General features: G+C 61.8%; 27 protein-coding genes. 14 read left to right on the top strand and 13 right to left on the bottom strand.

Annotated elements, in window-relative coordinates; translation table 11 throughout:
* Genes minC through ACJO3T_RS06430 form a run of 3 tightly spaced genes read right to left on the bottom strand, consistent with a single transcriptional unit; the run spans position 1 to position 1,414 of the window.
* A complete protein-coding gene (gene minC, locus ACJO3T_RS06440; protein ID WP_406978097.1) occupies positions 1-744 on the bottom strand; it encodes a septum site-determining protein MinC in 744 nt (247 codons plus the stop codon).
* Positions 741-1,124 (bottom strand): HopJ type III effector protein, encoded by a 384-nt coding sequence (locus ACJO3T_RS06435; RefSeq protein ID WP_406961647.1) that lies wholly within the window; start codon positions 1,122-1,124, stop codon positions 741-743. The genes minC and ACJO3T_RS06435 overlap by 4 nt, the downstream gene beginning before the upstream one ends.
* A complete protein-coding gene (locus tag ACJO3T_RS06430; protein ID WP_406978096.1) occupies positions 1,121-1,414 on the bottom strand; it encodes a DUF1244 domain-containing protein in 294 nt (97 codons plus the stop codon). The genes ACJO3T_RS06435 and ACJO3T_RS06430 overlap by 4 nt, the downstream gene beginning before the upstream one ends.
* Positions 1,415-1,510: 96 nt before the next feature.
* Here ACJO3T_RS06430 and dinB point away from each other — a divergent pair, with 96 nt between their 5' ends.
* Positions 1,511-2,578, top strand: coding sequence for a DNA polymerase IV (gene dinB, locus ACJO3T_RS06425; protein ID WP_406961650.1), 1,068 nt, complete (start codon positions 1,511-1,513; stop codon positions 2,576-2,578).
* Here dinB and ACJO3T_RS06420 read toward each other — a convergent pair.
* Together ACJO3T_RS06420 and ACJO3T_RS06415 are read right to left on the bottom strand one after the other, a co-directional pair.
* Positions 2,553-3,140 (bottom strand): phosphatase PAP2 family protein, encoded by a 588-nt coding sequence (locus ACJO3T_RS06420; RefSeq protein WP_406978095.1) that lies wholly within the window; start codon positions 3,138-3,140, stop codon positions 2,553-2,555. The two genes, dinB and ACJO3T_RS06420, sit on opposite strands and share 26 nt — an antisense overlap.
* Complete coding sequence (locus ACJO3T_RS06415; RefSeq protein ID WP_406978094.1) at positions 3,109-4,326, bottom strand: glycosyltransferase family 4 protein; 1,218 nt, start codon at positions 4,324-4,326, stop codon at positions 3,109-3,111. The genes ACJO3T_RS06420 and ACJO3T_RS06415 overlap by 32 nt, the downstream gene beginning before the upstream one ends.
* A gap of 201 nt (positions 4,327-4,527) precedes the next feature.
* Between ACJO3T_RS06415 and ACJO3T_RS06410 the strand changes: the two genes are divergently transcribed.
* From ACJO3T_RS06410 to ACJO3T_RS06395, 4 genes are all read left to right on the top strand, one after another.
* Positions 4,528-5,565, top strand: a complete 1,038-nt coding sequence (locus ACJO3T_RS06410) for an NADP(H)-dependent aldo-keto reductase (protein ID WP_406978093.1) — start codon at positions 4,528-4,530, stop codon at positions 5,563-5,565.
* Positions 5,566-5,825: 260 nt separating this feature from the next.
* Positions 5,826-6,143, top strand: a complete 318-nt coding sequence (locus ACJO3T_RS06405; protein WP_406961658.1) for a hypothetical protein — start codon at positions 5,826-5,828, stop codon at positions 6,141-6,143.
* 111 nt (positions 6,144-6,254) lie between these two features.
* Positions 6,255-8,225 carry an acetyl-CoA hydrolase/transferase C-terminal domain-containing protein gene (locus ACJO3T_RS06400; protein WP_406961660.1) on the top strand — a complete coding sequence of 657 codons (1,971 nt, stop codon included), beginning with the start codon at positions 6,255-6,257 and terminating at the stop codon, positions 8,223-8,225.
* Positions 8,226-8,239: 14 nt separating this feature from the next.
* Positions 8,240-8,707 (top strand): FKBP-type peptidyl-prolyl cis-trans isomerase, encoded by a 468-nt coding sequence (locus ACJO3T_RS06395; RefSeq protein ID WP_328187080.1) that lies wholly within the window; start codon positions 8,240-8,242, stop codon positions 8,705-8,707.
* Here ACJO3T_RS06395 and ACJO3T_RS06390 read toward each other — a convergent pair.
* Both ACJO3T_RS06390 and ACJO3T_RS06385 read right to left on the bottom strand, forming a co-directional pair.
* On the bottom strand, positions 8,623-9,450 hold the full coding sequence (locus ACJO3T_RS06390; protein WP_406961662.1) for a lysophospholipid acyltransferase family protein: 828 nt from the start codon (positions 9,448-9,450) through the stop codon (positions 8,623-8,625). The genes ACJO3T_RS06395 and ACJO3T_RS06390 overlap by 85 nt on opposite strands.
* A gap of 61 nt (positions 9,451-9,511) precedes the next feature.
* Positions 9,512-10,276: a GNAT family N-acetyltransferase gene (locus ACJO3T_RS06385; protein WP_406961664.1), complete on the bottom strand. Its 765-nt coding sequence runs from the start codon at positions 10,274-10,276 to the stop codon at positions 9,512-9,514.
* A 342-nt stretch (positions 10,277-10,618) separates the two neighbouring features.
* On the opposite strand from ACJO3T_RS06385, the gene ACJO3T_RS06380 reads away from it, so the two are divergent.
* Both ACJO3T_RS06380 and ACJO3T_RS06375 read left to right on the top strand, forming a co-directional pair.
* Positions 10,619-11,365: a response regulator gene (locus tag ACJO3T_RS06380; RefSeq protein ID WP_406961666.1), complete on the top strand. Its 747-nt coding sequence runs from the start codon at positions 10,619-10,621 to the stop codon at positions 11,363-11,365.
* A 35-nt stretch (positions 11,366-11,400) separates the two neighbouring features.
* Positions 11,401-12,951, top strand: coding sequence for an ATP-binding protein (locus ACJO3T_RS06375; protein WP_406961668.1), 1,551 nt, complete (start codon positions 11,401-11,403; stop codon positions 12,949-12,951).
* A gap of 274 nt (positions 12,952-13,225) precedes the next feature.
* On the opposite strand, the gene ACJO3T_RS06370 is transcribed toward ACJO3T_RS06375, so the two are convergent.
* The gene (locus ACJO3T_RS06370; RefSeq protein WP_406961670.1) at positions 13,226-14,293 is read right to left on the bottom strand and encodes an ABC transporter ATP-binding protein; all 1,068 of its coding nucleotides are present in this window, start codon (positions 14,291-14,293) and stop codon (positions 13,226-13,228) included.
* Positions 14,294-14,327: 34 nt separating this feature from the next.
* On the bottom strand, positions 14,328-15,245 hold the full coding sequence (argF, locus tag ACJO3T_RS06365; RefSeq protein ID WP_406978092.1) for an ornithine carbamoyltransferase: 918 nt from the start codon (positions 15,243-15,245) through the stop codon (positions 14,328-14,330).
* A gap of 335 nt (positions 15,246-15,580) precedes the next feature.
* Here argF and grxD point away from each other — a divergent pair, with 335 nt between their 5' ends.
* A complete protein-coding gene (gene grxD, locus ACJO3T_RS06360) occupies positions 15,581-15,907 on the top strand; it encodes a Grx4 family monothiol glutaredoxin (RefSeq protein WP_328187094.1) in 327 nt (108 codons plus the stop codon).
* A 110-nt stretch (positions 15,908-16,017) separates the two neighbouring features.
* Here the strand turns inward: grxD and ACJO3T_RS06355 are convergent, their stop codons facing one another.
* From ACJO3T_RS06355 to ACJO3T_RS06340, 4 genes are all read right to left on the bottom strand, one after another.
* On the bottom strand, positions 16,018-18,273 hold the full coding sequence (locus ACJO3T_RS06355; RefSeq protein ID WP_406978091.1) for a DUF1631 domain-containing protein: 2,256 nt from the start codon (positions 18,271-18,273) through the stop codon (positions 16,018-16,020).
* A gap of 223 nt (positions 18,274-18,496) precedes the next feature.
* Complete coding sequence (locus ACJO3T_RS06350) at positions 18,497-19,099, bottom strand: Yip1 family protein (RefSeq protein WP_406961676.1); 603 nt, start codon at positions 19,097-19,099, stop codon at positions 18,497-18,499.
* Between the two features lie 164 nt (positions 19,100-19,263).
* Positions 19,264-20,553, bottom strand: a complete 1,290-nt coding sequence (locus tag ACJO3T_RS06345; protein WP_406961678.1) for an HlyC/CorC family transporter — start codon at positions 20,551-20,553, stop codon at positions 19,264-19,266.
* 58 nt (positions 20,554-20,611) lie between these two features.
* Positions 20,612-21,418 carry a cytochrome C assembly family protein gene (locus tag ACJO3T_RS06340; protein WP_406961680.1) on the bottom strand — a complete coding sequence of 269 codons (807 nt, stop codon included), beginning with the start codon at positions 21,416-21,418 and terminating at the stop codon, positions 20,612-20,614.
* 227 nt (positions 21,419-21,645) lie between these two features.
* Between ACJO3T_RS06340 and ffh the strand changes: the two genes are divergently transcribed.
* From ffh to xerD, 6 genes are all read left to right on the top strand, one after another.
* Complete coding sequence (gene ffh, locus ACJO3T_RS06335) at positions 21,646-23,034, top strand: signal recognition particle protein (protein WP_406961682.1); 1,389 nt, start codon at positions 21,646-21,648, stop codon at positions 23,032-23,034.
* Between the two features lie 143 nt (positions 23,035-23,177).
* Positions 23,178-23,420, top strand: a complete 243-nt coding sequence (gene rpsP / locus ACJO3T_RS06330) for a 30S ribosomal protein S16 (protein ID WP_406961684.1) — start codon at positions 23,178-23,180, stop codon at positions 23,418-23,420.
* Positions 23,421-23,442: 22 nt separating this feature from the next.
* Positions 23,443-23,970, top strand: coding sequence for a ribosome maturation factor RimM (rimM, locus tag ACJO3T_RS06325; RefSeq protein ID WP_406961686.1), 528 nt, complete (start codon positions 23,443-23,445; stop codon positions 23,968-23,970).
* 2 nt (positions 23,971-23,972) lie between these two features.
* Positions 23,973-24,719 carry a tRNA (guanosine(37)-N1)-methyltransferase TrmD gene (gene trmD, locus ACJO3T_RS06320; protein WP_406961688.1) on the top strand — a complete coding sequence of 249 codons (747 nt, stop codon included), beginning with the start codon at positions 23,973-23,975 and terminating at the stop codon, positions 24,717-24,719.
* Positions 24,720-24,759: 40 nt separating this feature from the next.
* Complete coding sequence (rplS, locus tag ACJO3T_RS06315; RefSeq protein ID WP_328187106.1) at positions 24,760-25,116, top strand: 50S ribosomal protein L19; 357 nt, start codon at positions 24,760-24,762, stop codon at positions 25,114-25,116.
* 126 nt (positions 25,117-25,242) lie between these two features.
* Positions 25,243-26,184 carry a site-specific tyrosine recombinase XerD gene (gene xerD, locus ACJO3T_RS06310; RefSeq protein WP_406961690.1) on the top strand — a complete coding sequence of 314 codons (942 nt, stop codon included), beginning with the start codon at positions 25,243-25,245 and terminating at the stop codon, positions 26,182-26,184.
* Positions 26,185-26,289: the final 105 nt, after the last annotated feature.

Below are 26,289 nucleotides of genomic sequence, written 5' to 3'. Positions count from 1 at the left end.
TCAGGTACGTTCCAGCGGTGTCACCACCAGCAGGTCGTCCCTGAGCTGGACCTGCGCGGCGGCTTTCCAGCCCGATTCCTGCAGGTCTTCCGAGATTTTATAGTGACCGGCGATGGACACAAGCTCTGCTTCCAGAGACTGGCAGAATACCCGGGCGCTTTCCAGCCCGTGAACCCCGGCCAGTGCCCGGCCACGCAGGGGCCCGTAGACGTGGATGTTACCTGCCGCCAGCACTTCTGCGCCAGCCTGTACGGGTGCCAGGATGATTAAATCCCCTTCAGGAGCGTACACCTGCTGGCCTGAGCGCACCGGTTGGGATACCACCCGGGCCGCGACAGGTTCCACCGGTGCGGAGGGCGCGGCTTCCGGTGCGGGCTCGCTGGCTTCAGGGGGGGTATCCCGGTCCTGGCGGCTGTTGCCGGGCAGTATGGCCAGGGCGGCGTGACGGGCCAGCCGGCGCTGGTCATCGTTGCCGCCCCTGACGCCAACCACATGGATATTGTGGCGACGGCAGGTGCCCAGCAGTTTGAAGAAATCCAGCTCCCCGGTCGGGCCCTCGTAGTTATCGAGGCTGACAATAATGGGAATGTCCTTGAAGAAGCCGGGGGCCTGGCGGATCTTTTCCCGAAGTGCCAACTCGAAGGAATCCTCGTCAAAGAAAGCCAGCTCCAGGGCGGTGAGGGAAACGGTGGTGCTCTTGAGCTGGAATGCGGGCCGTTCAGAGGCCTGCGGGGCGTCAGTCATGCTGGATTATCCTGGTTTGGGGAAAGATGGGGCGTCAGTGGCCGCAGCGGGGGGGCATCAAAGCGGATGCCGGACCAGCCGGTGGTCATGAACTGGCGGATGTTGCCATGGCTGGTGCCCGCCGGGTCATCGAGCACACCCTGGTAGTGACGGCCGAACAGGGACAGTACCTGGGCCTCGGTCAGGTTGCCGAACTGACCCAGGGCAAACACCTTGCAGGATCCCTCATTCTCGCCGGCGTCATTATACAGCGGGCCGTTGCGGAAGCCCGTGGGCGCGTAGTCGAAATGGCGATCCACCAGCGCCAGGGTATCCTCGAAGTCGGAATGCCCGGCCTGCAGTGAGGCCAGGTGGATCCTCAGGGCCTCGTTCACTTTCATCCCTGGTGCTCTCCGTCATGGGCCTGTTTCGGTCCGGTCTGGTAGCGGGCTTTCCACTCCTCGTAGGGCATGCCGTAAATATGTTCCCGGGCTTCGGGATCGGACAGTTCCACGCCCCGGTCGGCGGCTTCGGCCCGCACCCACTTGGACAGGCAGTTGCGGCAGAACCCGGCCAGGTTCATCAGATCGATGTTCTGGATCTCGGTGTGCTCCTGCAAGTGCCTGACCAGTCTGCGGAAGGCGGCCGCTTCAATCTCGGTTTGTGTCTGCCCGGAGAATTCGGTGCTCATGGTGCTGGTGTCCCGTCGGGTAAATGTCTGACATTCTCGGCATGATACCGTAAGATACAAGGCTGTACATTTATACAGAGCCCCTGAAGCATAGCCATGCCGCGCAAGATCATCCACATCGACTGCGATTGTTTCTACGCCGCGGTGGAAATGCGGGACGATCCCTCGCTCCGGGATCTGCCCATCGCCGTGGGCGGGCAGGGCGGTCGTGGGGTGGTCACCACCTGTAACTACCGGGCCCGGGATTTCGGCGTGCGCTCGGCCATGCCCGGCGGCGAGGCCCGCAGGCTTTGCCCCGACCTGGTCATGGTACCCCTGGACATGCCCCGATACCGTGACGTATCCCGCCAGGTGATGGCGATTTTCCGGGAGGTCACCGACCTGGTGGAACCCCTGTCCCTGGATGAGGCGTTCCTGGACGTCAGCGACGTGGAGGCCTTTCAGGGCAGTGCCACCCTGATCGCCCGGCATATCCGCGAGCAGGTACGCGAGCGTATCGGCATCACGGTGTCCGCCGGCGTGGCCCCCAACAAGTTCCTGGCCAAGATTGCCAGTGACTGGCAGAAGCCGGACGGACTGTTCGTGATCACCCCGGATGAGGTGGATGACTTTGTCAGGGAGCTGCCGGTGGAAAAGCTGTTTGGCGTGGGCCGGGTTACCGCCCGCAAGCTCCATGACCTGGGGGTGATTACCTGTGGCGACCTGCAGCAGGTGGGGCAGCCGGAACTGGTCAGGGCCTTTGGCAAGCAGGGGTTGCGCCTGTGGGACATGGCCCATGGCCGCGATGAACGCCCCGTGGTGGTGACCCGGGTGGCCAAGTCGGTGAGCGTGGAGCGGACCTTTTCCCGTGACCTGCCGGGCAAGGCTGCCTGCCAGCAGGTGATGCCCGGTCTGGTGGATGACCTCAACCGTCGCCTGGAGCGCAAGAGTGACCGCAAACCGTTGCACAAGCTGTTTATCAAGATTCGCTACAGTGACTTTTCCACCCACACCCTGGAGCGCGTCAGGGAGCCAGGAGCGGCCCCGGAGCCGGAGGTGGGTGAGTTCAGTCCATTGCTGGACGAGCTGGTCACCGATGAGCAGCGACCGGTACGGTTGCTGGGGGTGGGGGTTCGTTTCCGGGAGGACAGCGCGCCGGTTACCCAGCTAAGGCTGTTCGAGTAGCCGTCAAGATCATCAGGAGCTCCGCGCCCCACACCGTGGCGATCAGCCCCATCAGGCCGCCGATCACGGCGCCGGCCAGCACGTCACTGGGATAGTGCAGGCCCAGCACCACCCGCGATGCGGCCACCGCCAGGGTAAACGGCAACACCAGGATCGCCAGGGCCGGCAGGGTCAGGGCCAGTACCGTGGTAAAGCAGACCGCATGCAGGGTATGCCCCGATGGGAAGCTGTAGCGATCCAGGGGCGGTGTGCCGCAATGGATCACCGGGAAGGAGATGAACGGTCGCTCCCGCACCAGCCAGCGCTTGAGCAACTTGTAGGTAATGGTGCAGGCAAGTCCGGCACCGGTCATCAGCAGGGCGATGGCCAGCCCCTCTTCCGGGTAGATCAGGGGTAGGGAGAGGATGAGGGCGTACCACAACCAGCCGTCCCCCAGCCGGCTGACCACCTTGAACAGGGTCAGCACCGGTCGGTAGCGGAGGCTGCGGTTAATGGACCGGCACAGAGCGAACTCCGCCTGGTCCACCTGGCTAAAGAAGCGGGATACCCGGGGTGACGGCATGGTAACGGTCTCTCCTGTTCAGCTTCAGGGTGAGTTGTTCGAACTGTTCCACCTGGCTGTCCCAGTCCAGGTCCAGGGCATCAAGCCTTGCCTGGTGCCGGATATTGGCCAGCAGCGTGTTCTGCTGCGCCAGAGTCAGGGCGTGTTCCACAAAGGCCTCATCGTCGTCCAGTCGCGCCATCATGCCGTTCTCGCGATGGCGTATATGCTCGCTGGCGGCGGCGTCATCGAAGGCCACTACCGCCAGGCCACTGGCCATGGCTTCGGTGACCACATTGCCAAAGGTATCGGTCTTGCTGGGAAACAGGAACAGGTCGCCGGAGGCATAGTGCCGTGCCAGTGCCTCTCCCTTCTGGATGCCGCAGAAGACGTAGTCCGGGTGTTTCTGCTGTAGCCGCCTGCGCTGGGGGCCGTCCCCCACCAGGATGAACCTGGCTCGCGGATGGAGGGCCCGGATGCGCTCGAAACAGGACACGGCGAGCTGCAGGTTCTTCTCCGACGCCAGCCGTCCCACATACAGGACCGCCCGGTCCTGGGGTTGCAGGCCCCATTCGGCCCGCAGTTCCTGGTCCCGCTTGTGGGGGGTGAACTGGCGACAGTCGACGCCCCGGCTCCACAGCCCGATTGGGTGGATGCCCATGGCGTCCACCTGGGCCGCCATGCGACGGGTCGGCACCAGGGTCAGGGCGGTGCGGTTGTGGAACCAGCGCCCGTAGCGTTTCAGCATCCGTTCCAGGAAGGCTGCGTGATAGTGGCGGCTGTAACTGTGGAAGTTGGTGTGGAAGCCGGAGCATACCGGGATGCCCAGCCTGCGGGCCACGGCGACCGCAGTCACGCCCAGGGGCCCCTGGGTGGCCACGTAGACCAGGTCCGGGCGCTGCCTTTTCCAGAGCGCCAGCAGGCGCTTGCGCCGGGTCAGCCCGAACTGCAGTTCCGGGTAGCCGGGCAGGGGCAGACCCGCAACCTTGACCAGATCCTGGCAGAGGTCGGTGGACTGGGCGGCATCCGTCGCCGGGGCCCGGTCCGAACGCTGCACCGGCCTGACCACCTGTACCTGGTGCCCATTCGCGCTCAGCCCCCGGCAAAGGTACTTGAGGGTGTTCGCCACACCGTTGATCTCCGGAGGAAAGGTTTCGGAGACCACGGCAATGCGACGATTCAGGGGCTGACTGCTGGCTTCATTCATTCAGTAACCTTGCTGGATGATTCTGTTGGTTGCGGTTAACCTCTTGATCTGTTGATGAGACAGATGGCTGTATTTCGTTATTCCACTATGGAAACCCAATGTGACAGCCAGACTTCAGCAATGTGACATTCCCTTGAAACCCGCGTCCTGACTGAGTTCCTGGGCGCGCACCTGTAACCGGAACAAGCCGTTGGAGGAAGGATGGAGATGCGAAAGCTGGGTCGTAGTGACCTGGACGTCAGCCTGATTTGCCTGGGTACCATGACCTGGGGAGAGCAGAACACCGAGCAGGAAGCCTTCGAACAACTGGATTACGCCGTGGGGGAGGGCATCAACTTCATCGATGCCGCCGAGATGTACCCGGTGCCGCCCCGGGCGGAAACCCAGGGGCTTACCGAACAGTACCTGGGCAACTGGCTGGTCCGCCGTGGCCGGCGGGACGACCTGGTGATTGCCTCGAAGGTGGCTGGGCCCGGCAACGGCCTGACCTACCTGCGGGACGGTCCCCGACTGACCCGGGACCACATCCGTGCCGCCTGCGACGCCAGCCTGAAGCGGTTGCAGACCGACTATATCGATCTCTACCAGGTGCACTGGCCGGACCGTAACGCCAACTTCTTCGGCCGGCTCGGGTACAGGCACAAGGAGAACGAAGACCAGACGCCCATCGAGGAAACCCTGGGCGCACTCCATGAGCTGGTACAGGAGGGCAAGATCCGACACATTGGCCTGTCCAACGAAACCCCCTGGGGCACCATGAAGTACCTGCAACTGGCGGAACAGCATGGTTGGCCACGACCGGTCAGTATCCAGAACCCGTACAACCTGCTGAACCGGACCTTCGAACAGGGGCTGACGGAAATCGCGCACCGGGAGGATGTCGGGCTGCTGGCGTACTCACCCCTGGCCTTCGGCATGCTGACCGGCAAGTACCTGGATGGCAAGCGCCCCGAGAACGCCCGTATCACCCTGTTCCGGCGGTTTGTGCGATACCAGGGGGAGCGTGCGGAGCAGGCTATCCGTGCCTACTGCCAGCTGGCCCGGGAACATGGTCTGTCACCGGCCCAACTGGCCCTGGCCTGGGTCAACAGTCGCCGTTTCCTGACCAGCAACATTATCGGTGCCACCAGCATGGAGCAACTGCGGGAGAACATCGGTTCCGCCCGTGTGGAACTGAGCGATGATGTGGTTGATAAGCTGGAAGAGCTGCATCGGGAGTTCACCTACCCCTGCCCCTGAGAATGGACGGCAGCAGCCTGGGAGGCTCCCTGCCCGATCGGGGCGGGGTGGTCTCCCGCAGGCTATGATTGTTCTCCCTGCCGGAAGCCGTGATCCAGCCTGGAAATATGCTGTTACAAATAATAACAAAAGGCTTCGAAAAGTCGGGCGCTGCTGTGCAAGGAATCACAGAGTTCCATGACCAAACCATTAGACTTTAGCCATAAATTGTAAAACCTATTTTACAAAGAGCTGAACGGCTCGTGCTGGCTGGATTTCTGATGATTATTCGTATTTTCGTCGCATTACTGATACTCAACACGGTGGCTTTCGTCGTCCGTGCTGAGGCGGGCGAGCGGGAAACACTGCCCGACGAGGTGTACAGTGGTGAACCTGCCGAAGTCCAGGACCGTATGTCCGGCGACTTTATCTATGACGACGAAGATGCCATTATGGATCTGGGGTCCCGCCTGCTGAGCTGGCAACTGTCCGGCCAACCAGGGGAGTCCCGCCGTTACGCGTCGGATCCTGCCCGGGCCGACCACTCCGTCGCCCTGATCAGGGAGGGGGCCGCCCTCAACCTGAGCTGGAAGTTCTGACCCCCTGTATCTGAAAGCCGCCTGTCACACCTTTCTCTCCTGAATTGTCAGTTTCCCGTTGACGTGGGATCATCGCCGGACAGCACCAACGACGGGAGACTGTTGCCTATTATGTCGGATACTCCGGAGAGGTTCAGGGAAACAACCGCCGAGGCCTGTGTCGAGGCCATCATTCACCGGGTGGGAAAGACTCTTGTGGTGGGCCTGCCGCTGGGGCTGGGCAAGCCGGTACGCCTTATCAATGCGCTCTATGAGCGGGCCCGACAGGACAGTTCCATTGACCTGCATATTCTCACCGCTATCTCGCTGCTTGCCCCCCGGGGCAGTTCGACCCTGGAGCGCCGGTTCCTGGATCCTTTCGTGAGGCGTCTGTACGGCGATGTCCCGGAACTTGCCTACGCCCGGGATGTGCTGGACAAGCGTCTGCCCGACAATGTGCGGGTATCCGAATTCTTCTTCAAGGCGGGCAGTTTCCTCAACAATGAGGACCAGCAACGCCACTATATCTGCACCAACTACACCCACGCGGTAAGGGACCTGATGGCCCAGGGGGTGAACGTGGTCTGCCAGATGGTGGCGCCGGCCCGGGAAGAGAGGGGTGACCTGAGCCTGAGTTGCAACCCCGACCTGACCCTGGATCTGCTGCCGTTGCTGAGGCAACGGGAAGCCGCCGGCCACAAGGTGGCGGTGGCCGGGGAGCTCAACAGCAACCTGCCCTGGCTGGGGCACCAGGCGGCGGTGCCGCCAACGGATTTCGATGTGCTGCTGGACCAGCCGGACACCGACTATCCCCTGTTCCCGGTCCCCGAGGGTTCCATCAGTCCCGCGGATCACCTGATCGGCTTCTACGCCAGCACGTTGCTCAGGGACGGCGGTACCCTGCAGGTGGGCATCGGTTCACTGGGGGCGGCGGTGGTCCACAGTACGATCCTCCGTCACAAGCACAACGATCAGTGGAATGCCCTGTATGAACGACTGCGGGTGGCCAGCCGCTTCCCCTTCGTCACTGGCGAGGGGGACACGGGCATCTTCCGGGAAGGGTTGTACGGCTGCAGTGAGATGATGGTGGATGGCTTCATGCACCTGATGCAGGCGGGCATCCTCAAGCGGGAAGTGTACGACGACCTGGAGACCCAGGAACGGGCGAACCGTGGTGAGCCGGTGCATGAGCCCGGTGTGGTCCTGCACGGTGGCTTCTACCTGGGCCCCGGTGATTTCTACCAGACCCTGCGGGACCTGGGCGAGAGCGACCGCCGTCGCATCGCCATGACCAGCGTGAATTTCATCAATGACCTCTATGACCACCGGTTTGGCAGCCAGCGGCTGAAGGCCGCCCAGCGCCGTCATGCCCGGTTCGTCAACTCGGCGATGATGCATACCCTGTCGGGGGCGGCGGTGTCCGACGGCCTGGACGATGGTCGCGTGGTCAGTGGGGTGGGTGGTCAGTACAACTTCGTGGCCATGGCCCATGACCTGCCGGAGGCCCGTTCCGTCATCACCCTGCGCAGTACCCGCCAGAGCGGTGGCGAGACCGTGTCCAATATCGTGTTCAGCTATGGGCACTGCACCATCCCCCGCCACCTGCGGGATATCGTGATCACCGAGTATGGCCTGGCGGACCTGAGGGGCAAGCCTGACGAAGAGGTTTACCTGGCCCTGATCCGCATTGCCGACGCCCGCTTCCAGCCGTCCCTGCTGGCCCGGGCACAGAAGGCAGGCAAGGTGCGCAAGGACTTCCGGCTACCGGACGCCTGGCGGGAGAATACCCCGGAGCATGTGAGCCGGATGCTGGCGTCCGTAGGGGAGGGGGACGCGTTTCCGCCGTTCCCGTTCGGCTGCGATTTTACCCCCGAGGAACTGACCCTGGCGAAAGCCCTGCAGGGGCTGAAGTCGGCAACAGCAGACACCCGTGGTAAGCTGCGCACCTTCGCCAGGGCCGTGCGCGTGGATGTGAAACGTCCGGAGCTGAAACCCTACCTGGAGCGCATGGGGTTGTTGTCCACTGGAGGGCCCTCGGCCTGGCTGAACCGCCGGCTGCTGACGGTTGCCCTGGAGCAGGCCGGCGCCCTTGAACAACCTTGAGAGTCCCGTTACTGATGCAACGACCCATGATCTATACCGTCCACTACCGCCTCAAGAACCAGACCGGTGAGGTGGTGGACACCTCGGAGGGGGGCGAGCCTCTGCACTTCCTGGAAGGTTCCGACAACGTCATCGAGGGTATCCAGAAGGCAGTCAGCGGACGCTCGCCGGGGGATTGCCTGGAAGCGACCATTCCGCCGGCCCTGGCCTACGGTGAGCACAATCCGGATCTGATCAGGAAGGTGCCCCGTTCTGCCTTCGAGGGAGTCGAGAACCTGCAGGTGGGCATGAAGTTCCAGACCAATACCGGCGAGGAGGCCCAGGTGGTGCAGGTGGTCGGCATTGACGGCAACCTGATCCGGGTGGACGCCAACCACCCCCTGGCGGGTTTTACCCTCTACTTCGATCTGGAGATCATCTCCGTGCGTGAAGCCACCGACGACGAGGTAGCCGCCGGGCAGCCTCTGACCCCCGCGTCCTGATGACTGCTCCGTAGCCCCTCGACGATCACGTCCCGGACCCGGTTGCTGAGGTCCCGGGCGCTCTCGCCGGGCTGCGGTACCACCGGCTGGTGCCAGGTAACATGCACCGACGGTGCCGGAGCGGCCAGCATGCGCATCAGGTGGTGGTGGAATTCGTCGTCGCCGATAAACGGAGCGATGTGGCATGGGTCACCTTCCCTCAGATAGGCAATGCTGACCGGCACGATGGGTACGTCCGCCGCGGTTGCGGCACCGATCAGTCGCGGGAAAAAGGGCAATACCGTCAGGCCCGCGGAGGTTGTGCCCTCGGGGAAGATCAGCACTGACTCGCCGGCTTCCAGGGTTTTCCGGATATCGTCCCGCCTTTCCGCGGCTTCACCGCTGCCGCGCTTGATGAACAGCGTCCCCGCCTGCCGGGCCAGCCAGCCCACCAGCGGCCAGTTACCCACTTCCGCCTTGGACAGGAAACGGACTTTCATGAGACCGCCGAGGACCGGAATGTCGGTCCAGGAAATGTGATTGCTCAGCAACAGCGCGGGCCCCGGAGGTAACGGTCCGGACTCGTGGATACGCACACCGATGCAGCGGCAGCAGCACTTGAAGCAGATCCTGGCCACCGGAGAACGGTTGAGCCGTCGAGGGCTTACCAGATCGGCGACCAGGAACAGGATGGCAATGATGGTGGTGATGCTCAGGATGAGTATCAGAAGGGGCAGTCTGATCAGCAGGCGCAACGCTGCCATAAATATCTCCACAATGACGCCGGAGTACAGGGCGGGGCTTTGCCCGCCCTGTACTCCGGCGTTAGCTGCCCGAGCCGCCCCGGCGCATGAAGTGGCGGCTGTATCGGGCGGACAGTTCACTGACTTCCAGCAGTACCAGCACGTCGGCGCAACGGAACTCCGGATCCCAGCAGGGTTCTCCGCACACCCTGGCCCCAAGGCGCATGTAGGCGCGGATCAGCGCCGGAATATCCACCGGGCGTTCCGAATCGACCTGGGTCAGGTGGGGCAGTGCACGTCGCGGCCAGACGCGGTCGTCTTCGCAAGAAAGATACCGGTCCTGGAGGTGGCGGGCAATACGCCAGGCCCTCAGGCCGCCATCGGTCATGCTGATACTGGCGCAGCCGATCACCCGGTCGATCCGGTGTTCGATCAGCCAGCCCGCCAGTGTGGCCCAGAGCAGGCTGATGGTGGCGCCGTTGCGATAGTCCGGGTGGACGCAGGTGCGACCCAGTTCAGCCACCCGTCCGGGGCGAGACAGCAGCTGTGACAGGTCGAACTCGTTTTCCGAATAGAATCCGCCGGATTCGCCGATCTGGTCCTGACGCAGGATCCGGGTGGTGGCCACCAGTTCACCGGTGGTGCTGTCGGTGACCATCAGGTGATCACACCAGGCGTCAAAGGGATCGGCGTCCAGGCCCGGGATGTCTGATCCCAGGTCCGAGTCATATTCGGCCGAGAATACGTCGTATCGGAGCCGCTGGGCCTGTTGCACCAGTTCCGGTTCCCGGGTGACCCGGGTCAGCAAACGACGGGAAACAGCAGCGCGAGCGGTTTGGGCAGTCATGGCAAGCTCTCTTTTTGTCCATTTCAGGACAAGGCTATGAAGGACCTGTGACACCCCCATGACCTCACAATGACGACTTTGTGACGGTGTCAGCTTTCCGGGGCAGGGCTACTATGGCGGCTGGCCCAGAAGCTGCTATCTTTTGTGACTGAAGGTAACAGTGCGTGGCATCATGTATTTCCCGCATCAGTATGTATAATCGTTGTTACATGATTCGGGTAAGCTGCTGACTTTACTCGTGACCGATAGCCGCCCCGAACCGGCAGGCGGGGCGAAATGTAAAGCAAGGCCGGGGCGCCCCCATGCATGGGCGCTCCCGAACGCATAACAACATAATCAGAGATGGACGGCGTGGAACAGACAAACGAAGGCTGGAGAATCCTCATTGTCGAGGATGACGAACGTTTGGCGGACCTGACACGGGAATACCTTGAGAGCAACGGTCTGGTGGTCAGCCATGAAAGTCATGGCGGCAACGCCGTTGAACGTATCCGCAATGAACGCCCTGATCTGGTGGTGCTGGATCTGATGCTGCCGGGGGAGGATGGTCTGTCCATCTGCCGGCGCGTGCGTCCCTTCTTCCAGGGGCCGATCATTATGCTGACCGCCCGCAGTGACGATCTGGATCAGGTGCTTGGCCTTGAAATGGGGGCTGACGACTACGTGGGCAAACCGGTCAAGCCCCGCGTCCTGCTGGCCCGTATCCGGGCCCTGTTACGTCGTGCTGGTGGCCCCGCCGGGGCCGAGGGCGAGGATGCCGGTGGTGAATCCGGCGAGGAACCGGTACGCCTGCAGTTCAACGACCTGGTGGTGGACCGTTCCATGCGGGAAGCCTGGCTCAATGACGAGAGCATCGACCTGACCAGCGCCGAGTTCGACCTGCTCTGGCTGCTGGCTCGTAGCGCTGGCCGGGTACTGAGCCGGGAGGAAATTTTCACCGCCCTGCGCGGAATCGAGTACGATGGCCAGGACCGCTCCATTGACGTCAGGGTGTCGCGCATCCGGCCCAAGATCGGGGATGACCCGGTACATCCCCGTCGTATCAAGACCGTTCGCAGTAAAGGCTACCTGTTCGTCAAGGAAGCCTGACCGAGAATCGGGCGGTACTGCCAACGGGACACTAGATGCCCTTTACCTTCACGATCAAGTTGTTCGCCCGTCTGGCCGGTCTTGCGGCGCTCATTGTGCTGATCTGTTCACTGGTCTGGAGTGGACTGTCCGCGGTCCGGCACCAGGCCTGGCAGGAACGCCTGACGGAGCCGCTGATGACCTGGTTGGCCCGTACCCCCATGCCGGAGCAGCAGTACCACTGGCTATCCCCCCTGTACGATTTCCGCGTGACCACCGCCGCCAGGTTGGGCCTGGAACCGGTGGTCCGTGAGCGATTGCAGTATGGGCAGACCGTGGTGCTGTCCGACCGGATCGGCCCGCGGGCCCTGGCCGCCCGGGAGAATGGCGGTATCGTCACCATGCGCCTGCGTAACCTGTACCGGGATCTGGCCGAAGCCACGGCGATGACGGTGCTGTGGCATCTGAACGAGGCCCGTCCCGCCGACCGAGCCGATACCGCGAGCCTGTTGGCCAGGGAGCTGAACGTTCGCCTCGATGCCATTGATAAGACCGGTCAACTGCCGCCACCCGAGGTCCTGGAGGAGGTGTCACGGCGGGGGATGGTGTTCTTCGGGGGGGCGCGGCAGGGGCAGGTGATGCTGCGACTGGAGGACGGTTCCCTGATGCATATGGCCATGCCGCCGGGCTTCCGGTCGCTGCCCTGGCCGGTATTCCTGCTGCTGGTGGGGCTGGCGGCGCTGGTGCTGACCCTCGCTGTGCGCCTGCTCATGCGCGACCTGGACCAGAATCTGCGAACCGTGGAGTCGGTGGCGGTGCGCATTGCCCGGGGTGAACTGGAGGCCCGCATAGAGCCGGGGCAGGGCAACCTGGTATCCCGCCTGTCCCGTTCCTTCAACGGCATGGCGGACCAGATCCAGCGGCTGGTGGAGGTGCAGCGGGAGATGATCCATGCGGTGTCCCACGAACTGCGAACCCCGGTGGCCCGGATTCGTTTCGGGGTGCAGATGATCGAGACGGCAAAGGATGAGCAGACCCTGCACCGGCAACTGGATGGCATCGACAACGATATCCAGGAGCTGGATGAACTGATTGACGAAATACTCACCTATGCCCGCCTGGAACAGGGCGGCCCGGTCTTCAGCCTGCGTCCGGGCAGCGTTACCGACATCGTGCGCCAAGTGGTGGAGGAGCAGCAGGTTATCCATCCGCAGACCCGTATCGAAGCCGTGATCCCCGAAGCATCGGAAATCTGTGCCGAGAGTGATATCGAACCCCGCTACCTGCACCGTGCGATCCAGAACCTGGTGGGCAATGCCTGCCGCTACGCGTCGGGCGAGGTCAGGGTCCGTTGCCTGCTGGATGAGGAGAACTGCCGCATTGACGTCGAGGATGATGGCCCCGGGGTTCCCGAGCAGGACTGGGAGAAGGTTTTCAGTGCCTTTGCCCGCCTGGATGACAGCCGTACCCGGAATTCCGGTGGTTACGGGCTGGGGCTTTCCATCGTCAAGCGGATCCTGTTCTGGCACGGTGGCCAGTCTTTTGTGGGGCGCAGTAACGAACTCGGCGGTGCCCGGTTCAGCCTGGTCTGGCCGCGCCGGCAGTAGCGGGCTATCTCCGGCCTGGGCCCGCCAGGGAACAGTCCGAGCCGACCCATAACATGATTTTACAAACAAACACCAAAGCACAACGGACCTTCCCGCCGGAACGACTAGGATGGAAGGTGAAAGGCAGGGTAATTTCCCCCAGCGGGTAAAGTGGTTGTTCTGCCAGGAGTGTTGTTCTTACGAACTTTCCTTGTTTCATTCGTCATTGTATGGCCGGCCATCCCCGATGACCGGTCTTTTTTTTGCCTTTGTTCCGGGAGGGGCCGCCGGGGCTTCAGGTGCGGGGGAAGGCGATCAGGTGGTCTGCCTCCACCCGCACGGGAACGTGTTCCCCCAGCCGGAAGTCCAGATGACTGCGGAACAGGGCCTCGAACTCGGTATCGTCCGAGAGGTGGAAGCGGTAAAGAGTTGAGGTACCCGCAAAGGTCTTCTCGACCACCTTGGGTTTCAGGTCGGAGTCGGCATCGTAGACGATGTCATCCGGCCGGATCAGGACATCCAGCAGGGTGCCCGGTTGCCACTGGCTGGTACGCTTGCCGACCAGCCTGCCCAGTTCCGATTCGATGGTGCCGGGCCCCAGGGCCTGGCCCGGAATGAACGCCCCCTGTCCCACAAAGCCCGCCACGAACCGGTTCGCCGGCTCATGGTAGAGATTGTAGGGCACGTCCCATTGCTGTACCTGTCCATCCCGGAGCACCGCCACCTGGTCACACATGGCAAAGGCTTCCTGCTGGTCATGGGTAACCAGCAGTGCGCTGATGCCAAGGTCCTTGAGGATATCGCGGACATCCAGGCTCAGGCGCCGGCGCAGGTCCGCGTCCAGGCTGGAGAAGGGCTCGTCCAGCAGGATCAGTGTGGGTTCGGGCGCCAGCGCCCTGGCCAGGGCCACCCGTTGTTGCTGGCCGCCGGAGAGCTGGTGGGGATACTGGTCCGCCAGGTCCTGCAGATGCACCAGCTCCAGCAGGCCAGCCGTCTTGGCGTGTCTTTCTCGGCGACTCAGCCCTTTCAGGCCGAAAGCCACATTGTCGGCAATGGTCAAGTGAGGGAACAGGGCATAGTCCTGGAACACCATGCCAATGCGCCGTTGTTCCGGTGGCAGGGTAAAGCCCGGTAGGCTGATGGCCTGGTCATTCAGCCGGATCTCTCCCGTACTGATGGGCAGGAAGCCGGCCAGGGCCCGGAGGATGGTGCTCTTGCCGCAGCCACTGGGGCCCAGGAGGCAGCCGATATCGCCATGGCCGAGGGCAAAACGGACGTCGGCCACCACGTTCTCCGCACCATAGCCGCAGCCCAGTGCTCGTACGTCCAGCAGCCAGCTGTGGGGCGGATTGGGTGGGGGCATGGGGTGACTCCGCGTGGGTCCCTGTGGTGATTGGTTAAGGTTCCAGTGTTCCCAGGATCAGGAATTCCAGCAATGCCTTCTGGGCGTGCAGTCGGTTCTCCGCCTCGTCCCAGACTACGGAGCCCGGGTGGTCCAGCATGTCATCGGAGATCTCCTCGCCCCGGTGGGCCGGCAGGCAGTGCATGAACAGGGCGTCACGGGCCGCCAGGTCCATCAATGCCGGATTGACCTGGTAGGGGGTGAAGATGGCCCGGCGGGCATCCGCCTCCTGTTCCTGTCCCATGGAGGCCCACACGTCAGTGGCGATCAGGTTGGCGCCACGGGCCGCTTCCCGGGGATCCTCGAACACGGTGACGCAGTCCCGGTGACTGTCCAGCAGGCCGCTGTCCGGCGCGTAGCCTTCCGGGCAGGCCACGTTCAGGTGGAAGCCGAAGATCCGGGCAGCGTTGATGTACGAGTTGCACATGTTGTTGCCATCCCCGACCCAGGTCACGGTGGCGCCGGCGATATCCCCCCGGTGCTCCCGGAACGTCTGCATGTCGGCCAGCAACTGGCAGGGATGGAAATCGTCGGTGAGGGCGTTGATCACCGGCACCCGGGAGACGCTGGCAAAACGGTCCACCTTGTCATGGGCGAAGGTCCGGATCATGACCGCATCCACCATGCTGGATATGACCCGGGCGGAATCCTCGATCGGTTCACCGCGGCCCAGTTGGGTGTCCCGGGGGGAAAGGAACATGGCGCTGCCACCCAGCTGGGACATGCCCGCCTCGAACGAGACCCGGGTGCGGGTGGACGACTTCTCGAAGATCATCGCCAGTACCCGGTTACCGAGACTGTTGCGGACCTTTCCCGCTTGCCATTCACGGCGCAGGAAGCTGGCATGGTCCAGCAGGCCCGTCAGTTCATTAAGGGTCAGGTCATTGAGTGTCAGAAAGTGTCTTACTGCCATGGCGATGTCCGTTGTCTTTCCCTGGCCGACAGCAAATAGGAAACCATCCGGGTTGCGGGGTTCGCACCGGCTATACGGCCCTGATTGTGGGGATGCCCCGGCATGCCTCGGGTACAGCGCTTGCAGCCTGTCAGGGCGTTCCTGCTTGTCCTCCGGGACCATGACGGTAAGAGCCCCTCGGGACGAAAAGAATCAAGTCTATAGGGTTCCCCGGGGGATGACAATCCGGCGCGGCGTGCCGCACCTGGCGATTACCATACCTGAGTCTGTTGGTCGGAATTGGGGTTCCCGTGTACAATGCAAGTCAGTTCGATACCGTTTGAAGAGGTGTGATTGTGGATATCAATGAGCAGATCAAAGGCCAACTGGAAGAAAATCCGATTCTTATCTATATGAAGGGCACCCCCCAGGCTCCCCAGTGCGGTTTCTCTTCTCGTACCGTGCAGGCGCTGATGGCCTGTGGTGAGCGCTTTGCTTTCGTTAACATCCTGGACAATCAGGAGCTGCGTGAGGCCCTGAAGAGCTACTCCAACTGGCCCACCTATCCTCAGCTCTACATTAACGGCGAGCTGGTGGGTGGTTGCGACATCGTGCTGGAGCTGTCCGAATCCGGAGAGCTGGCGGAGATGGTCAAGGCGGCCGCCAAGCAGCAGGAAGCCTGAGCTGCCGCTCACGTAGAAGTAGCCTTCCGGAAATGCGTTGACAGTCCGGGCTTACAGGCATGAAAAAAGCGCCCCACAGGGCGCTTTTTTTGTTTCGGGCCGGAATCCGGTCAGGCCTGCTTGCGGAGGCTTCCCACCACGGCGTCCAGGGCCCGGTCGATGAGGGCGCCCTGTTCCAGGACGGTGAGACGGCCCCTCTGCATCTCGTGGGCGAGGTCGACACGGGTTTTCTCGATGACTTTCAGGCCCATGCGGTTGACGAAGACAAAGCAGTCGGCCTCGTCGATAATCGTGGACAGCTTGCAGCGGAAGCTGGAGCCGTTCACCAGGCGGAACTCCACCCACTGGCCGACGTTGATCGATTCGATGTGCGGCAGATATTCCGCCACGCCGGCTTCCAGCGGCTCTTCCTGCTCAAAGGTCTCCTCGATGACCGGTTCCTCGGGCTCCATGTCATCCGGCTCCCTGGCCTCTGCCAGCGCCAGGTTGCGGAACGCCTCGGTCAGCTCATGCTTGAGCTGGGCCATCATCTCGTCCAGCCGTGACGAGTTGTAGGAAACCTCCTCCAGGCCGGCCCGCAGGGCCTTGAGCAGGCGGGGAACCACCCGTACCCACTGATCCCGCTCGTCGTCGTCCAGGTGGGGGTAGAGGCACCAGATCAGGTCGTCCACCACACGCACCGACTGCTCCCAGCGATGTTCCACATCGTTACGCAGATAGGCCAGGAACATGACGCGGCTCCAGCCGTTCACCAGGATGTCGTGAATGGTCGGGGGCACGGGGCGGCGGGCCAGTTTTTCCCGGAGCAGGCGGTCCACCGTGTCCTGGGCTTTCTGGGACTTGATGCGGCCTCGTTCGGATTCGCGGGTGCGCTGCTCCACCAGGGAGGCCTTGCGATTCTCCCGGGTCAGGAACTGGTCGAATTCCTCGCCCAGGGTTTCGAACAGCTGGATGTCGCCGTCGAACTCGTCGAGGATACGGGCGACGATGTTGTGGATCTGCTCGTAGAGCTTGTCGCGGGATTTCTCATCCGCATTGCTCCAGCCGATACCGGCCCGGGCCAGGGAGTTCAGCAGCTTTCTGGCGGGATGGTTGGCGCGGCTGAAGAAGGACTTGTCCTTGATCACCACCTTCAGGATGGGAATCTGGAGACGGCTGATCAGTACCTGGATCGGGGCAGACAGGTTGTAGTCGTCCAGGATGAACTCGAACAGCATGGAGACCAGGTTGATCAGGTCCTCGTCCATCTCCTGGAGGGCGGCGTGCTTGCCTTCCTCAGGCTGCTGGCTCTCCAGGACATGCTCGATCAGGTCCCGCAGATCCACGGTAACCGGTTCGCCGGCGCTCAGGTTGCCCTGGGGCGCATTTTGCCGGGCGGTGTTGGCGGACGCCTGGGACAGCATCTGCAGCAGTTCGGCACCGCCGACGATATGGATCTCGGTGCCACCATGGCCCTGGGCGTCACCATAGTAGCTGGTGCTGTAGCTGCGGTGGCCCCGCTGTTCGGCCAGTAGCTGCCGGATCTGTTGGAACAGAGCGTCGTTTTCCCGGACCTGGTAACTTTCCTGTGCTTCCGCGGCCCGGGTCTGGTCGCCGGTGGTTGCCTGGTGGCCGGAGGGCGACGGAGCGCCGCTGGTCTGCGGGGTTTCCTGGCGATTCTTACCCTGGTAGCGGAAATTGGGCACGATGCCGGCCTGGACCAGGATGCGGTTTGCCTCGTCCATCAGCATGCCGAGGTTGGCCACCACATAGCGGTCGAACTGCTTGAGCACGATGAGCCGTTCGCGGATCTGGATCTCAAAGGCGCCGGCGGCCTCGGCAAAGGCACGGCAGACATGGTCCGGCAACATCGGATTGACCGGCCGCTCCTCGGAGGCGTTCGGGTAGATCACGGTAAATCGTGTCTGCAGTTGCAGCAGGGGCCCCTGAAAATAGACGCGGGCCTTGGATATCATGGCGTTAAGGGCGACCTGCTCTTCCAGGTCGTCGTCCTGTACCAGAGACAGGCTCTCCGCCGAGGCGCTCTCCTGATGCTGGAGGTTGTCCTGGGACTGCTGGTCGGCGTTTGCCAGGGGAGGGTGGTCGAACAGTGCGCCCACGGAGTGCTGGAACTGCTTCTCGACACCCTTGCGCTTGATGCGGATTTCCCGCATCGCCTCGAAATAGCGGTTCTGCTCGTTGTTGCTGCGGGCGTTATTGGCAAGCTCGAACAGGGAATCATCCACGGCATCGAAAGCCCCCTGCAGAAGGTCGCCAAGGCCGGCTACCACTGTGTCCCGGATCCGGGACACTTCCGGAGGAACTGATACCGGCGACCCTGCACCCGGACGGTCGTGCAGGTAATGTATGCCGGATTGTCTGTTCATGGCTGACTCCTGATACGCCTCAACCGGATACGTTACCGAGCTTACTCTCTGGATTGGTACTTTATATGCGTAATCTATCGCAAAATATACTGAGGTTACACGATTAATTATTGTTAACCGGATAACGGGTTCAAACTCCGGGTATCCGGCACTTCCGTTATGCTCCTAATAAACAGGCCGGCCCTTGCGGGTCGGCCTGTTCGAAAACTGATGGTTGTCAGGATCAGCTGACGTACTGTGGCCCTATTCCCATGCTCCAGACCACCACGCTGATGGCTAGCAGTCCGACAAACATGACCAGGCCCACGGTGAGTACGGACGAGGCAAACATGAAGCCCCGGTCTTCCGGAATCTTCATGAGAATGGGCAGGCCCTCGTACAGCAGGTACACCGCGTACGCGATGGCTGCGGTACCAACGGCCATGTTCACCCAGATATTGGGATACACCGCGATCACACCCAGCAGGAAGATGGGGGTGGCTGTATAGGCGGCCAGGGTGACACCCCGGGGGGTGGATTCTTTCACGTCATAGGTGGCGGCGAAGAAATCAATGAACTTACCGATGATGTAGATCCCTACCAGCATGGCCATGTAGGCAAGGGCGCAGAGCTGGAGCGCGCTGCCGGTGGTCAATCGTATGAGCTGGGAACCCCCCACCTGCCAGCCGACCTGTGTGGTGCCATAAAAGGCAGCCGCGGCCGGAATCAGGGCCAGTAGCAGGATGTGGCCGAAATAGAGTTTGCTGACCGATTCCGAGTCTTCCCGGATCGCTTTCCACTCTTCATCAGGGTGTGTAAACAAACCAACTGTATGTGAAAGGCTCATGGACCTTCTCCTCAACTATTATTGTTGTTGAATGCTATTGCTGTTGGATACGTAGCTACTCGCACAACTCAAGTTTTGGGTAGGGGGGTAGGTCCGGTCAAGAAACTGGTTAAATCATGATCTTTCTAAAAAAACGTAGTTAGATCGCACGGATATAAGGGCGGTCAGCCGGTTTTCTTCCTGCGGAAGGATTTCTTTCGTGGCAGGGGGTGCACGATTGCAGCCTTCACCACATTATCCTTGATCTGCAGGACCTCGGTGCGATAGCCCCGTATCACCAGGCACACGTTGGTGTCGGGTATGGTTTCCAGGGTTTCCGTGATCAGGCCGTTGAGGGTCTTGGGGCCGTCGGTGGGCAGCTTCCAGCCCAGGTCCCGGTTGATGATACGCACGGCGGCCGTACCGTCGATGATATAGGTGCCATCGTCCTGGGGAATGATATCCGGGCTAGTTTCCGAGTAGTCGGTGGTGAAGTCCCCGACGATCTCCTCAAGTATGTCCTCCAGCGTGGCAAGGCCCAATACGTCGCCGTACTCGTCCACCACGATGCCGAAGCGCCGTTTGGCCTTCTGGAAGTTGATCAGTTGGGTGTTCAGCGGCGTGCTCTCCGGGATGAAATAGGGCTCTCGGGAGAGCTGCATCAGCATGGCCTTGTTGACGTCCTCCTGCATCAGCAGGCGGGAGATGTTGCGCAGGTGCAGCACCCCCTGGATGTTGTTGATGTCACCCTTGTAGATGGGCAGGCGGGTGTGCTGGCTGGTGCGGAGCTGGCGCAGGATGTCGTCGATGTCGTCTTCCAGGTCCACCCCCACAATCTCGTTGCGCGGCACGATGATGTCGTTGACCGTGACCTTTTCCAGGTCGAGGATGCTGACCAGCATGTCCTTGTGTTTGGACGGGATCAATGCGCCGGACTCGTTGACCAGTGTGCGCAGTTCCTCCCGGGACAGGTGGTCGGAACTGGCCTCGTCCGGAGAGATTCTCAGCACCCGAAGGATGGCGGTGGTGAACAGGTTCACCGACCAGACCACCGGGTAGAGGATTTTCAGCAGCGGCCCCAGTACGTAACTGGCGGGAAAGGCGATTTTCTCGGGAAAGAGCGCGGCCAGGGTTTTCGGGGTTACCTCCGCGAAAATCAGGATGACAATGGTCAGCAGTACGGTGGCAATGGCAATGCCGGCGTCCCCCCAGAGACGGATGGCGATCACCGTGGCGATGGACGAGGCAAAGATGTTGACGAAGTTGTTGCCGATCAGAATGACGCCGATGAGCTGGTCGGTGCGCTGCAACAGGGACTGCGCCCGGCGTGCGCCCCGGTGGCCGGTCTTGGCCATATGTTTGAGCCGGTACCGGTTCAGGGACATCATCCCGGTCTCGGAACTGGAGAAGAAGGCGGACAGGACGATCAGGCCGGCAAGGAGTATGAACAGCGCCGTAAGCGATGCCTCGTTCAAGGGAGCGGGTCCTTATGTTGCGGATGAACGGGAAAAATAGGAACAGGGCCGGTGGGTGTCAACCAGTCCGGTGGAAGATCAGTTCCAGCACGAATTTGCTGCCGTAGTAGGCCAGCATCAGCAGGGCGCATCCCGCCAGCGTCCAGCGGCTTGCGGTGATGCCGCGCCAGCCCTGTGTCTGGCGGCCGATCAGCAGGGCCGCGAACACCGCCAGCGAGATCAGCGAGAAGATGGTCTTGTGGGCCAGGTCCTGGGCGAACAGGTCGCTCACGAATAGCGCGCCGGTAACAATGGCCAGCACCAGCAGGATAACGCCGGCCCAGAGCAGCTCGAACAGCATGGATTCCATAGTCTGCAGTGGTGGCAGGTTACGCACCAGGGGGCTGTTGTAGTTGCGCTTGAGCTGGCGGTTCTGGAAATAGAGCAACAGCGCCTGTCCCGCCGCCAGGGTGAACAGGCTGTAGGCGGTGACCGACAGGGCAATGTGGGACAGGATGCCCCAGTCATCCCGCTGTATAAAGCGGGGCGGCGTGTGGGTGAGCAGGGCGAACACCACAGTCAGGCAGGCCAGGGGATAGGCCCCCAGGAACAGGCTGTCCACGGGCTTGGTCAGGTTCATGACCAGCAGGATCGCCACCACCAGCCAGGAAATCAGCAGGGAACTCTGGAAGAATCCCAGGTTCAGGGCGCCGCCGGTAAACAGGGTCTGCCAGAGCAGCATGCCGTGGGCCACCAGACCCAGGCCGCCGATTACCGTCACAATGTGCTTGTTGACGCTGATGCGTCCGCGAAAGCCCAGGGCCTGAAAGGCAGTACCAATGCTGTAGAGGAACAGGGTGGTGACAGCGAGAATCAGCGTTCCCATGGCATTCCTGGCTGGTGGTTATGTGATATGGTCCGGGCTTCCTTCGTTCAGGAGATGGAATTTGCCGGGCTGGTCGTTTCAGCGCGTTAGTCTGGTTATAATGTCGCGATTGTGCAACCGGAATCAACCGGTAAGTGCCTGACGTTATTCTATAGGGTCGTTTATACGCTGGCCCGGTACGACGTCGGCAACAGGCAATTCATTTTTCAGGGCTTACGGGTACCACCATGTTTGAAAACCTGACAGACCGACTCTCGGGGAGTCTCAGGAAAATTTCCGGCCAGGCCAAACTGACCGATGATAATATAAAGGAGACCCTGCGGGAGGTCCGCATGGCCCTGCTGGAGGCCGATGTGGCCCTGCCGGTGGTCAAGTCCTTTATTGAGGGGGTGCGTCAGCGGGCCGTGGGGCAGGAGGTTCAGCGCAGCCTGACGCCGGGCCAGGTGTTCGTGAAGGTGGTTCAGCAGGAGCTGGAACAGGTGATGGGTTCCGGCGATGAAAAGCTGAACCTGTCCGTGCGCCCGCCGGCAGTCATCATGATGGCCGGTCTCCAGGGTGCGGGTAAGACCACCACGGTGGCCAAGCTGGCCCGGCTGCTGAAGGAGCGGGAAAAGAAATCGGTGATGGTGGTCAGTGCCGACGTCTATCGCCCGGCCGCCATCAATCAGCTGGAAACCCTTGCCGGTGAGGTGGGGGTGGAGTTCTTCCCCAGTTCCACCGATCAGGACCCCGTGGCCATTGCCGAGGGCGCCATCGATGCCGCCCGCAAGAAACACCTGGATGTGGTGATCGTGGACACCGCCGGTCGCCTGCACGTAGACGAGCAGATGATGGGCGAGATCGGTCGCCTCCACAAAGCGGTGGATCCGGCGGAAACCCTGTTCGTGGTGGACGCGATGACCGGTCAGGACGCGGCCAATACCGCCAAGGCGTTCAGTGAAGCCCTGCCGCTGTCTGGTGTGGTGCTGACCAAGACGGATGGCGACGCCCGTGGCGGCGCCGCGCTGTCTGTGCGCCACATCACCGGCAAGCCCATCAAGTTCATGGGTGTGGGCGAGAAATCCGATGCCCTGGAGCCCTTCCATCCGGACCGGGTGGCCTCGCGCATCCTGGGCATGGGGGATGTGCTCTCCCTGATAGAGGACGCCGAGCGCAAGCTGGATAAGAAGAAGGCTGACAAGCTCACCCGGAAGATCAAGAAGGGCAAGGGCTTCGATCTGGAGGATTTCCGCGACCAGCTTCAGCAGATGAAGAACATGGGGGGTATGGCCGGCCTGCTGGACAAGTTGCCCGGCATGGGGCAGATGGCCCAGGCGGCCCAGAGCCAGGTCAATGACAAGACCTTTGGCCAGATGGAGGCGATCATCTGCTCCATGACGCCGAAGGAGCGCCGCTTCCCGGACAGCATCAATAACTCCCGCAAGCGCCGTATTGCGGCTGGTTCCGGCACCCAGATACAGGACATTAACCGCCTGCTGAAACAGCACAAGCAGATGCAGAAGATGATGAAGAAATTCGGCAAGAAAGGCGGTATGCAGAACATGATGCGGGGCATGCAGGGTATGATGCCTCCGGGTGGTGGCGGTGGTGGCATGCCACCATTTGGCCGTATGTAGAAATCGGGACGGGATGCCTGTTTTCTTTGCCGGGGAATTAGCATAGAATAGCGCCCCTTTCGAGTATGGGTCGACGTGTGGTTGCCATGGCAGCCGGCACGCATCGTACAAAGTTCGTACAACTGAACAGGATATTGGTCGAAATGGTAACAATCCGTTTGGCTCGTGGCGGCGCCAAGAAGCGTCCGTTCTACCACTTGGCAGTAACAGACAGCCGTAAGGCCCGCGATGGTCGTTTCATCGAGCGCGTAGGTTTCTTCAACCCGATCGCCCGCGGTCAGGAAGAGCGCCTGCGTGTGAACCAGGAGCGTGTTGACTACTGGATCAGCCAGGGCGCCCAGCCTTCCGAGCGTGTCGCTCAGTTGCTGAAGACTGCCGCCAAGTAACACGATTGTCCGGGGTCCTGGCATGGCACAGCATCCACAGGAAACTGTGATCGGCCGGATTACCTCGGTCTTCGGGGTCAAGGGGTGGCTCAAGGTCTACTCCTATACCGATCCCGTCGACGGCATACTGAACTACCATCACTGGACGCTGATCCAGGACGGCAAGCGGTTTGCCGCGGAGCTTGAAACCGGTCGCCGCCAGGGGCAGGGGATCGTGGTAAAGCTCAAGGATATTGACGACCGTGACCTGGCCCGGACCTACGGCGGTGCCGAGATCCGGGTGCCGACCTCCGAGCTTCCGGAACTTCCGGAAGGGGAGTATTACTGGCACCAGTTGGAGAAACTGGCCGTGTTTACGGTAGAGGGTGAGCGTCTGGGTAAGGTGCATCACCTGCTGGAAACGGGCTCCAATGACGTTCTGGTGGTCAGGGCCGACGAGGCCTCCATCGACCAGCGTGAGCGCCTGATTCCCTATCTTCCGGACCAGGTGGTTCGCGAGGTGGATCTGGCGGCAGAACGCCTGGTGGTGGACTGGGACCCGGAGTTCTGAGGGTGTGGATTGGCGCTGTCAGTCTGTTCCCGGAAATGTTCGGCGCGGTGACCGATGTGGGGATTACCGGCAGGGCGGTACGGGATGGTCTGCTGACCTTCCGTAGCTGGAACCCCCGGGAGTTCACCCATGACCGGCATCGTACCGTGGATGACCGGCCCTATGGTGGCGGCCCCGGTATGCTGATGAAGATCCAGCCGCTGCGGGATGCCATCCATGCCGCCCGCGAGGAAGCGCCGGGCAGGGCCTGTGTGGTTTACCTGTCGCCCCAGGGCGAAAGGCTCGACCAGCAGGTGGTGGAATCCCTGGCGTCTCAGGATAGTCTGATCCTGGTGGCAGGTCGCTACGAGGGTGTTGACGAACGCCTGATCTCGACGGAAGTCGATCGGGAAGTGTCACTGGGGGATTTTGTCCTCTCCGGTGGCGAACTGGCGGCCATGGCCGTCATTGATGCGGTTACACGCCTCATCCCCGGAGCGCTGGGTCATGCGCAGTCAGCGGAGCAGGATTCCTTCGCTGACGGGTTGCTGGATTGTCCGCACTACACCCGGCCCGAAGTTTACGAAGGTCAGGCGGTGCCGGATGTATTGTTAGGCGGTCACCACGAACAGATCCGGCGCTGGCGGCTGAAAGAGTCGCTGAGGCGAACCCGGGAGCGACGCCCCGACCTGCTGGCGCAGCGGGTGCAGACGGACGAAGAGCGTGAGCTGCTGGACGAGATTTTAAACGAACCGGGTGCCTCTGATTGAATCAGGGCATTGAGAGATTGGGTATCAGGAGCACATTACGATGAGTGGTAAGAACGACATCATCAGTCAGATCGAAGCGGAGCAGATGACCAAGGAAATTCCCGAGTTTGCACCGGGGGATACCGTGGTTGTTCAGGTTCGCGTAACCGAGGGTAACCGTGAGCGTCTGCAGGCCTTTGAAGGCGTGGTTATCGGCAAGCGCAACCGGGGTATGAACTCCTCCTTCACCGTTCGCAAGGTTTCCTACGGTGTGGGCGTTGAGCGTACCTTCCAGACGTTCTCCCGTCTGATCGACAGCATTTCCGTGAAGCGTCGCGGCGATGTTCGTCAGGCCAAGCTGTACTACCTCCGCGAACTGTCCGGCAAGGCCGCACGGATCAAGGAAAAGCTGAACTGAGTTCCAGTTCGGTTGGCATCAGAAGCGGCGGGTTCATGAACCTGCGACGGTTTCCGGAAAAGGGCGGCTCTGGCTGCCCTTTTTTGCGTTGCGGGCTCCGGTTTTCCGGCAGGAAGGTGGAACACCATGGCCAACAGGTCTGAGAAAACCTCCGTCAGGGATGAAGACCAGCGTCTGCTTCAGATGTTTCTGGATGCGATCTGGCTGGAGGACGGTCTGGGGGAGAAGACCCGGGCTGCCTACGGCAGCGACCTGCGCAAGCTGTCCCAGTGGCTGGCGGAGCGACCTGGATCGCCACTGCTGCAGCAGGCGAGGCGCGATGACCTGCTGGGCTGGATATCTGCGGCGTTTGTGGAAGGGCGCAAGAACGCCACCGCCGCCCGGCGGCTGTCGGGGATCAGGCGCTTCTACCGTTACCTGCTGCGGGAGAAGCTGATCGCGGAGGATCCCACTCTGCGTATCGAAAGCCCCCGGCTGTCCCGGCGGCTGCCGGATTCCCTGTCCGAAGGGGATGTGGAGGCGTTGCTGGACGAACCCCTGGGGGACCAGGTGCAGGATGAGCGTCTGGAACTGAGGGATCGGGCCATGCTGGAAATCCTCTATGGCTGTGGGCTGCGGGTCAGTGAGCTGGTGTCGTTGCGGGTGGATCAGGTCAACCTGCGTCAGGGTGTGGTCCGGGTCATTGGCAAGGGTGACAAGGAGCGCCTGATTCCCGTGGGTGAAGAAGGGGTGGACTGGCTCCTGCGCTATATGAACGAGGCCAGGGGTGATCTGCTCCGGGGCCGGATGTCCGATGATCTGTTTCCCGGCAACCGGGGCACGGCCATGACCCGGCAGGCCTTCTGGTATCGTATCCGGCACTATGCCCAGCGGGCCGGCATCCGCAAGAAACTGTCCCCGCACACCCTGCGCCATGCCTTTGCCACCCATCTGCTGAACCATGGCGCCGACTTGCGGGTGGTGCAGATGCTGCTGGGGCATGCGGACCTGTCCACCACCCAGATCTACACCCATGTGGCGCGGCAACGGCTACAGGATCTCCACCAGAGCCATCACCCGCGTGGGTAACCCGGCGTCCGGGTGTCGTAGCCCACTGAACTTTTTCACCTCGTCCCAGTCACATTACCGGTGTCGGGCAATTGCTTCGATACCATCGCTTTGGTTTACTGTGAC

This window comes from Marinobacter shunpengi, from assembly GCF_045449715.1.
GTDB lineage: Bacteria > Pseudomonadota > Gammaproteobacteria > Pseudomonadales > Oleiphilaceae > Marinobacter.
The sequence above is the reverse complement of the archived record's forward strand: the minus strand, read 5'-3'. Positions and strand labels throughout refer to the sequence as shown.

Coding starts and splice junctions, on each gene's coding strand:
- minC (WP_406978097.1), bottom strand. CDS start 744: ATGACTGACGCCCCGCAGGCCTCTGAACGGCCCGCATTCCAGCTCAAG.
- ACJO3T_RS06435 (WP_406961647.1), bottom strand. CDS start 1,124: ATGAAAGTGAACGAGGCCCTGAGGATCCACCTGGCCTCACTGCAGGCC.
- ACJO3T_RS06430 (WP_406978096.1), bottom strand. CDS start 1,414: ATGAGCACCGAATTCTCCGGGCAGACACAAACCGAGATTGAAGCGGCC.
- dinB (WP_406961650.1), top strand. CDS start 1,511: ATGCCGCGCAAGATCATCCACATCGACTGCGATTGTTTCTACGCCGCG.
- ACJO3T_RS06420 (WP_406978095.1), bottom strand. CDS start 3,140: ATGCCGTCACCCCGGGTATCCCGCTTCTTTAGCCAGGTGGACCAGGCG.
- ACJO3T_RS06415 (WP_406978094.1), bottom strand. CDS start 4,326: ATGAATGAAGCCAGCAGTCAGCCCCTGAATCGTCGCATTGCCGTGGTC.
- ACJO3T_RS06410 (WP_406978093.1), top strand. CDS start 4,528: ATGGAGATGCGAAAGCTGGGTCGTAGTGACCTGGACGTCAGCCTGATT.
- ACJO3T_RS06405 (WP_406961658.1), top strand. CDS start 5,826: ATGATTATTCGTATTTTCGTCGCATTACTGATACTCAACACGGTGGCT.
- ACJO3T_RS06400 (WP_406961660.1), top strand. CDS start 6,255: ATGTCGGATACTCCGGAGAGGTTCAGGGAAACAACCGCCGAGGCCTGT.
- ACJO3T_RS06395 (WP_328187080.1), top strand. CDS start 8,240: ATGCAACGACCCATGATCTATACCGTCCACTACCGCCTCAAGAACCAG.
- ACJO3T_RS06390 (WP_406961662.1), bottom strand. CDS start 9,450: ATGGCAGCGTTGCGCCTGCTGATCAGACTGCCCCTTCTGATACTCATC.
- ACJO3T_RS06385 (WP_406961664.1), bottom strand. CDS start 10,276: ATGACTGCCCAAACCGCTCGCGCTGCTGTTTCCCGTCGTTTGCTGACC.
- ACJO3T_RS06380 (WP_406961666.1), top strand. CDS start 10,619: ATGGACGGCGTGGAACAGACAAACGAAGGCTGGAGAATCCTCATTGTC.
- ACJO3T_RS06375 (WP_406961668.1), top strand. CDS start 11,401: ATGCCCTTTACCTTCACGATCAAGTTGTTCGCCCGTCTGGCCGGTCTT.
- ACJO3T_RS06370 (WP_406961670.1), bottom strand. CDS start 14,293: ATGCCCCCACCCAATCCGCCCCACAGCTGGCTGCTGGACGTACGAGCA.
- argF (WP_406978092.1), bottom strand. CDS start 15,245: ATGGCAGTAAGACACTTTCTGACACTCAATGACCTGACCCTTAATGAA.
- ACJO3T_RS06355 (WP_406978091.1), bottom strand. CDS start 18,273: ATGAACAGACAATCCGGCATACATTACCTGCACGACCGTCCGGGTGCA.
- ACJO3T_RS06350 (WP_406961676.1), bottom strand. CDS start 19,099: ATGAGCCTTTCACATACAGTTGGTTTGTTTACACACCCTGATGAAGAG.
- ACJO3T_RS06340 (WP_406961680.1), bottom strand. CDS start 21,418: ATGGGAACGCTGATTCTCGCTGTCACCACCCTGTTCCTCTACAGCATT.
- ffh (WP_406961682.1), top strand. CDS start 21,646: ATGTTTGAAAACCTGACAGACCGACTCTCGGGGAGTCTCAGGAAAATT.
- rpsP (WP_406961684.1), top strand. CDS start 23,178: ATGGTAACAATCCGTTTGGCTCGTGGCGGCGCCAAGAAGCGTCCGTTC.
- rimM (WP_406961686.1), top strand. CDS start 23,443: ATGGCACAGCATCCACAGGAAACTGTGATCGGCCGGATTACCTCGGTC.
- rplS (WP_328187106.1), top strand. CDS start 24,760: ATGAGTGGTAAGAACGACATCATCAGTCAGATCGAAGCGGAGCAGATG.
- xerD (WP_406961690.1), top strand. CDS start 25,243: ATGGCCAACAGGTCTGAGAAAACCTCCGTCAGGGATGAAGACCAGCGT.